This is a genomic window from Actinosynnema sp. NPDC023658 (genome assembly GCF_040639995.1).
In the GTDB taxonomy this organism is placed as follows: Bacteria; Actinomycetota; Actinomycetes; order Mycobacteriales; family Pseudonocardiaceae; genus Actinosynnema.
In genome coordinates this window covers 1-6763 of sequence record NZ_JBFAAX010000312.1, presented here as the reverse complement: position 1 = coordinate 6763, position 6763 = coordinate 1, and the positions used below count along the sequence as shown (strand labels likewise).

Sequence of the window (6763 nt, the reverse complement as noted above, 5' to 3'; positions counted from 1 at the left end):
GGGATGTGCGCGCGGGCGCCGTGGTTCAGCCCTGGCGGGATCGGTCAGATGCCGCAGGACGAGGCCGACCAGAAGCGGCTGCCCCGGTGGTCCACGTGGGTGTGGTCGCCGTGGTCGGGGTAGCCCGGGCCGAGGATGCCGTTGAACCCGTGGTTGCGCGCCTGCTGCGCCATGCGGCACAGGCTGAGCGCGCCGGCGCCGAGGTCGACCGCGTCCCCGTACAGGTGCCGGGAATCCGACGCACCCCCGACCGCGCTGTTGCACGAGGTGCTGCGGAAGCCGCTGGTGACCCGGATCGGCTGGTCACCCAGCGCGTGCCGCATCGCTTGCAGCTTCCACATCGACACCAGCGCGTTGAACTTGGCCGTCGTCGCTGACACCTTCCCCCCGGCCCACGTCGAGTTGCAGGTGTTCAGCTCGGCGTAGGAGAAGTTGATCGGCGTGCAGTCGTCGTCTTGCAGGGCGTAGATCCGCGAGTACGTCGCGCTGCCCGCCACGCCGTCCGCCGCCAGCCCGTAGGCCTGCTGGAAGCGCACGAGCGCGGCCTTGGTGGCCGGGCCGAACTCGCCGTCGAGCCCGAGCACCGAGGCGTAGCCGGGGTAACCGGACAGCCGGATCTGCAGCTGCCGCACGTCCTCACCGGACGTGCCCTGGGAGAGCGTTCGGTTCCAGGTGTAGCAGCCGTCGGCTTGCGCCGTTCCGCCGCCGACCACGAGAACCGAGACGACGAGCGCCAACGACGCCAAGTAGGAAACTAGTCGGAGCACAGGGACCTCCAGACCGGGTTGGGTGACGGCTCTGGAGCCTGTCGGAGAGGTAAACTTGCGTCAATCTGTCCTTGATGTCTGAACATTTCACACATCGCGAACATTTTGTGAACGACCGGTCGAGGCCGGTGCCGTCGCATGAGGACGCCATCGTTCGCCCGACGCGCCTTCGGTGCTGCGAAGCCGGGTAAACGCTGTCCCACGTCGGTCCGCGTCGTCCGCGGCACGACGTGGAACAGCGGGCCGGGGATCACCGCGGCCGGGCCCTCGGGCCCGTGCGGACCAACGCCCGCGTCTGCCCGCGCGACCGCACGACGGGCGCGTACGAGGGCGTGGCGGACGCCGGCGGCACGGGCAGCGGTTGGGATTCCTGCTGCTGTCGCGGGAGCCGTGCCTCCGCGGGCATCCGCTCGGCCGGTTCCGGCGACGGGGCGAGGTGCTGCGGCGTCACGTGCTGGGGCGCACGGCGTTGCGGCGGGCTCTGCTGCACTCCGCTCGCGGTCACCCGGTTCTGCCGCCACAGCTCGGTGGACAGCTTGATCATCGCCGTCGGCGCGTCCAACCCGACCATCCCGACCAGTCGCCCGTCGTTGATGAACCCGGTGATGGTCCGGTGGTCCTTCTGCGACCCCGCCAACGTCGTCGTGTCCTTGCCCATCGCGGGCAGGCCCGACCCCTGGATGCGCATCCCGTACTGCTCGGTCCAGAACCGGGGGACTGGGGTGAACGGCCGCGACTTCTCCCTGCCCGCCAACAGGTTCTCCGCGGCCGCCCGCCCCATCTCCACCGCGTTGAGCCAGTGCTCCACCCGACGCGGTTGTCCTCCGAACCGGAGGTTCGGCCACCGCGCGACGTCACCCGCGGCCACGATGTCGGACCCTCCGCCGACCACGTGGCACATGGGGTCGCACAGCACGCCGTCCTCCAGCACCAGCCCCGATCCGCGCAGCCAGGCCACCGACGGCGAGGCGCCCACCGCGATCACCACGACCGCGGCGAAGAACACCTGCCCGTCGGACAGGTGGATCGCCACCCCGCCCGCCTGCCGCACCCAGTGCCGGATCTTCACGCCCATCGCCATCCGGACACCGCGCACCCGGTGCGCCTCGGTGACCGTGTCGGCGATGTTCTTGCCGACCGCGCTGCCCAGCAGCGTGGACGACCGGCTCACGATGGCCACGTCACGGCCCATCATCTTCACCGACGCGGCCATCTCGCAGCCGATGAGGCCGCCGCCGATGACCACGATCAGGCCCTGCGTGGAGTTGATCGCCTGCTTGATCGCGATCGCGTCGTCCACCGTGCGCAGCACGTGCACGCGCGGGTCCTGCCGCGGTGCGCCCACGAGGTGACGCGGCTCGACACCGGTCGCGATGATCAACCCGTCGTACTTCAGCTCCTCGCCCCCGGGCAGGCCGACCACGTGCCGGTCCGGCTCCAGGTGGGTGGCCGCGGTGCCCAGCCGCCACACCGCGTTCAGCTCGCGGCTGATGGTCAGCCGCAGGTCCGACGCGATCAGCTCGCCGTTGATGGCCTCCTTGGACAGCGCCGGCCGGTGGTAGGGCAGGTGCCGCTCCGCGCTCACGATGACGATCTCGCCGCGGAAGCCCAGCTCCCGCAGCCGCTCTCCCGCGCGCAGACCGGCCAACCCGCCGCCCGCGATGACGACGCGTTCCTCGTTCTTCACCGCACACGCTCCCGCAGCTCGATCGCCCGCATCGGACAGGCCCGCGCGGCGGCCCGCGCCTGGGCGAACTGCTCGGGTGGCGGCCTGCGCTCGTACCGCAGGCGCTCGTCGTCGACCAGCTGGAACAGGCCCGGCGCCTCGGCCTGGCAGATGCCGTAGCGGTGGCAGCGCTCGTTGTCGACGCTGATGTCCAACGCGCTGCCGCCCGCGCCGTCCGGCTCGGGCTCGAAACCGGGCTCCGGCTCCAGCATGCCGAGCCTCACCAACCAGTCCGGCGGCAGGAAGCGGGCGACGGCGATGGTCGCCGTGGGGATCAGGATCGTGAGGCCGGCCAACCACAGCACGGCCAGGTTGCCGTTCGCGACCGCGCCGAACCAGGAGTGCACCACGGTGACGGTGACCGCGGGGTAGGCCAGCTGGTGCAGCCTGAGCCACTTGCGGTAGTAGACCTTCTTGCGCAGGCCTGCGGTGATGGCGATGGTCAGCATGATCTCCAGGCCGAGCACGCCCAGCGCGTGCCGGAACAGGCCGCCGTCGTAGAACGGGATCAGGAGGTTCAGGTAGGAGAAGGCGCCGAGCTGCAACAGGGTGAACGCGAACGCGTGCAGCGAGCCGAACGTCAGCGCCATGGTCGCCAGCACCATGTGGCTGTTGCGCAGCCCCTGCCTGCCGGTGATCTTGTTGGCCCAGCCGGTCGCGATCAGGACGCCCCAGCACAGGGTGGCGCACATGGTCGCGTAGGCCAGACGCGCCGATATCTGCGCGACGTGGCGCACTCCGGCGTCGTGGTCGCCGCCGGTCGCCTGGGCGATCAGCAGCGGAACCTGGGTGAGCACTGGTGTCTACCTCCGAGATGGCGGGAGAGAACTCGCAGGCGGTGGAGGAGGGTCCGACCCGCCCGGCCGGCCGCGCAGGAGTGGTCACGACCTGCCGGGCGGGTTCGAGGGTGTGGAAGTTCTCCGCGGTGGGAGAAGCGCTGTGGTGTCGGGGTTCCGGCCACCACCTCCTTTCACTTGACGTGGCCGCGTGGCCGCAGCAGGCGCAGGATCCCGATCGTCACCACCGCGCCTGCCAGGCACATGAGGAGCACGACGAGAGGGCTCGGGCCGTCGACGGGTATCCGGGCCGAGGCGCGCACCGGGTCGGCGCCCACGGCGGCGGCCGGGGCCGCGCCGGCGGCCACCGGTTTGGACAGACCCACGTCGGTGACCATGTTGGTGCTCTCCAACAGGGTCATGTGCTTGAGCACGATCTGGTTGCACACCTGGGCGAACTGGCGGATCGCCTCGTTGCGCGTGGTGGCCCGGATGGTCCCGATGACCGGGAACAGCGAGCCGTGCGCCGCCCGCAGCCGGTTGGCGAACGAGTCGTCGAAGGCCGCGCCGGTCCGCGAGCGCATCTCCGCCATCCACGACTGCTGGTCGGCGTTGGCCTCGTCCGGCAGCGTGACGCCCATCTGGGACGCCAACCGCACCACCCGCTCGTCGAGGAACGTGTGGTCGCTCGCCAGCTGCGCGCCGACCTCCTTGACCCGGGTGCTGCCCGCGCGGGTCTGCGCCTCCTCGCCCATGGGCATCTCCCACAGACCCGCCAGCCGGACCTTGATCAGCAGTTCCTTGTCCAGCGCGGTGATCGGGCCCAGCGGCGTCTGCTCCACCGGACCCGGCGCCGGCGGGTCGTCGGCGCGCGCGACACCGGGCAGCACCAGCAGGTGCAGCACCAGCAGGATCGCCGCGAAACGCTTGGCTGACATGCTCTTCTCGTCCTAGTAGCCGTCGCCGGTGGACGGTTGACCGGTCGCCGCGCCGTCGGCCTGCGCCTTCTTGCCCTCGGGCGTGACCGCGAACCACGCGCCGCCCTTGCCCTGCCCGGCGAGGTCGCCCGCCTTCTTGTCGCCCGTGAACCGGTAGAGGGGCCAGCCGGCCAGCGTGACCTGCTTCTTGCCGTCCGCGCGGGTCACCGAACCGACGAGCGTCGGGTCGACGCCGGAGGTCATGGTGTGCTCGCTGACCAGCACCGGCGGCCACGTCTTGACGCACTCGCCGTCGCAAGTGGACTTCGGCGGTTTCGCGGTGTCCTTGTCGTAGCGGTACAGCGCGAAGCCACCCGCGTCCGACACGAACCACCCGACCTGCTTCGACTCGGTCGCCGAGAGCATCTGGTGCGGCTCCTTGCCGAATTCCGGCGGTTGTTGGAGAGTCGTCGAACCGGAACCGGCGCCATCCGCTCCGGCCCGGTTCGCAGCGTTGTCGGCACCGGTCGCGCCACAGGCGCTGACCAGCACCAACGCCGCTGCTACCGGAACCAGCGGCAACGCCCTCCGGGAACGTCGACTGCGCATCGTTGGTCCTTTCTCCTGCCGGCGGGTCCGCCGAAAGGCCTAGCGGACCGGGAGACCGGGTCCGTGCCTTCGAAGCGGATACCGTGGAGTACGGACACGATGCGATGACGGTTCACGAACAGATCAACGACTTTTTTTGCGGGCAAACCCTCGACGCGGCCGCCCTCGGCGCGCTTGGATGCTCGGCGTGGCGCGGCACAGACGCAGCACTTCCCCCCAAAGAGATCACAGCTGGCCGGACTTGAGCCTGGAAGACGAGCTGATCCGCAGGCTCTACCAGGAGTTCGGCAGCGCGCTGCTCGGTCATGCCATGAGGCTGACCGGCAGCGACCGGCAGTGGGCAGAGGACATCGTCCAGGAGACGCTCGTTCGGGCGTGGCGCAACGCCGAGAAGCTGGAGCGGGACCCCGTCCTGCTGCGCTCCTGGTTGTTCACCGTGGCCCGGCGGCTGGTCATCGACGACCGTCGCAAGCGGAGCGTCCGACCGCAGGAGTCGGAGTTGACGCCGTCCGACGAGGCGCCCCAGCGGGACGAAGCGGACCGCACGCTGGCGGCGATAGTCGTAGCCGAAGCGATGAACGGACTGACGGAGGAACACCGGGAGGCTATTCTCGAGACGTACTTGAGGGATCGGACCGTGGGGGAAGCCGCAGCGGTGCTCGGGGTACCGCCCGGCACGGTGAAGTCCAGGGTGTACTACGCGCTCCGCGCCCTGCGGCGTGCGTTGCAGGATCGGGGCTGAACAGGTGACTTCGCAGCCGTCTCACGTCGACGTGGCGGCGTACGTCCTCGGTGTCCTCGATGAGGACGAGGTCGACGCGTTCGAGAACCACCTCGCCCAGTGCCGTCGGTGTGCGCTCGACCTGCGCGATTTCGCCCAACTGCCAGACCTGCTCGACGAGGCCGACGCCAACGGCATGCTGCGCGCCAACGCGGGGGAGCGGCCCGACGGCCGTTCGGTGCGCGCGATGCTCGACTCGGTCTCGGAAACCAGGGCGCGCAAGCGCCGCAACGTCGCGCTGCTGGCTGCCGCCGCCGCGGTGTTGCTCATCGCCCTGACCGCGGTCGTGTCGGTGAACGTCGCCGCACCGTCCGACCCGGTCGCCGCCGCCTCGTCCACGCCGTCGGTGCCGGCCCAGTCGAACGTGGCGAAGGGCGCCCCCGACGCCTCCGGCACCATCAACCGCACCGATCCCACGACCGGCGTGGCCGCGCGGCTCTCGGCCAGCCCGGAACCGTGGGGCACGTCGTTGCAGGTCGAGGTGAAGGGCGCCAAGGGCCCCACCCGGTGCGAGCTGGTGGCGAAGTCCCGCGACGGCGAGTCGATGGTCGTGGGCTCGTGGTTGGTGACCGCGACGGGTGCGGGCAAGGACCCGGTGACGCTCCAGGCGTCGGTGGGCCTGCGCTGGCACGACATCGTCGAGTTCACCGTGCGCGACGCGGAAGCGGGCACGACCCTGGTGCGACTGCCGAACTCCTGACCCCCGCGGGTCACCGGGCGCGGCCGGTGACCCGCACCACCGTTCAAGACCGGCACCACGGGCACGGCGTTGAATCCCGCGCGGGAGACGGCGCCGTGCCGTCGTGCGAGGAGGTCGTGGTGGAGGTCGGATTCATCGGTCTCGGCATCATGGGTCAGCCGATGGCGCTCAACCTGGCCCGGTCCGGCCGGCCGCTCGTGGTGTGGAACCGGTCGCCGCACCGGGCGGAACCGCTGCGCGCCGCCGGGGCGAGGGTCGCGGAGACCGCGGCCGAGGTGTTCACCGACGCCGAGGTGGTCATCCTGATGCTGGCGAACCAGACCGCGATCGACGCCGTGCTCGACCGCGGCACGGACCGGTTCGCGGACCGCGTCAGGGGCCGCGTCGTCGTGCACAAGGGCACGACCTCGCCCGGCTACTCGCGGGACCTGGCGGCCGACGTGCTCCCCGCCCGGGGCCGGGTCGCCGCTGTGGTGGTGTAGTTGTT

Annotated in this window: 8 protein-coding genes; 3 read left to right on the top strand and 5 right to left on the bottom strand. The window is 70.8% G+C overall.

The window, feature by feature from the left end:
- Nucleotides 1-44: 44 nt before the first annotated feature.
- The 5 genes from AB0G02_RS24910 to AB0G02_RS24890 form a co-directional block, all read right to left on the bottom strand.
- Nucleotides 45-746 carry a D-Ala-D-Ala carboxypeptidase family metallohydrolase gene (locus AB0G02_RS24910; RefSeq protein WP_360797926.1) on the bottom strand — a complete coding sequence of 234 codons (702 nt, stop codon included), beginning with the start codon at nucleotides 744-746 and terminating at the stop codon, nucleotides 45-47.
- Between the two features lie 271 nt (nucleotides 747-1017).
- Complete coding sequence (locus AB0G02_RS24905; protein ID WP_360797924.1) at nucleotides 1018-2454, bottom strand: FAD-dependent oxidoreductase; 1437 nt, start codon at nucleotides 2452-2454, stop codon at nucleotides 1018-1020.
- Entirely contained in the window at nucleotides 2451-3290 is an 840-nt protein-coding gene (locus tag AB0G02_RS24900; RefSeq protein WP_360797922.1) for a ferric reductase-like transmembrane domain-containing protein, read from the bottom strand. Before AB0G02_RS24900 ends, AB0G02_RS24905 begins: the two co-directional genes overlap by 4 nt.
- 173 nt (nucleotides 3291-3463) lie before the next feature.
- Nucleotides 3464-4207, bottom strand: coding sequence for a DUF4142 domain-containing protein (locus AB0G02_RS24895; protein ID WP_360797920.1), 744 nt, complete (start codon nucleotides 4205-4207; stop codon nucleotides 3464-3466).
- 12 nt (nucleotides 4208-4219) lie between these two features.
- Nucleotides 4220-4612 (bottom strand): hypothetical protein, encoded by a 393-nt coding sequence (locus AB0G02_RS24890; protein ID WP_360797918.1) that lies wholly within the window; start codon nucleotides 4610-4612, stop codon nucleotides 4220-4222.
- A 361-nt stretch (nucleotides 4613-4973) separates the two neighbouring features.
- Here AB0G02_RS24890 and AB0G02_RS24885 point away from each other — a divergent pair, with 361 nt between their 5' ends.
- The 3 genes from AB0G02_RS24885 (at nucleotide 4974) to AB0G02_RS24875 (ending at nucleotide 6758) form a co-directional block, all read left to right on the top strand.
- The gene (locus tag AB0G02_RS24885) at nucleotides 4974-5537 is read left to right on the top strand and encodes a sigma-70 family RNA polymerase sigma factor (RefSeq protein ID WP_360450632.1); all 564 of its coding nucleotides are present in this window, start codon (nucleotides 4974-4976) and stop codon (nucleotides 5535-5537) included.
- Between the two features lie 4 nt (nucleotides 5538-5541).
- Entirely contained in the window at nucleotides 5542-6276 is a 735-nt protein-coding gene (locus AB0G02_RS24880; protein ID WP_360797916.1) for a zf-HC2 domain-containing protein, read from the top strand.
- Between the two features lie 119 nt (nucleotides 6277-6395).
- Nucleotides 6396-6758: an NAD(P)-binding domain-containing protein gene (locus AB0G02_RS24875; RefSeq protein WP_360797914.1), complete on the top strand. Its 363-nt coding sequence runs from the start codon at nucleotides 6396-6398 to the stop codon at nucleotides 6756-6758.
- Nucleotides 6759-6763: the final 5 nt, after the last annotated feature.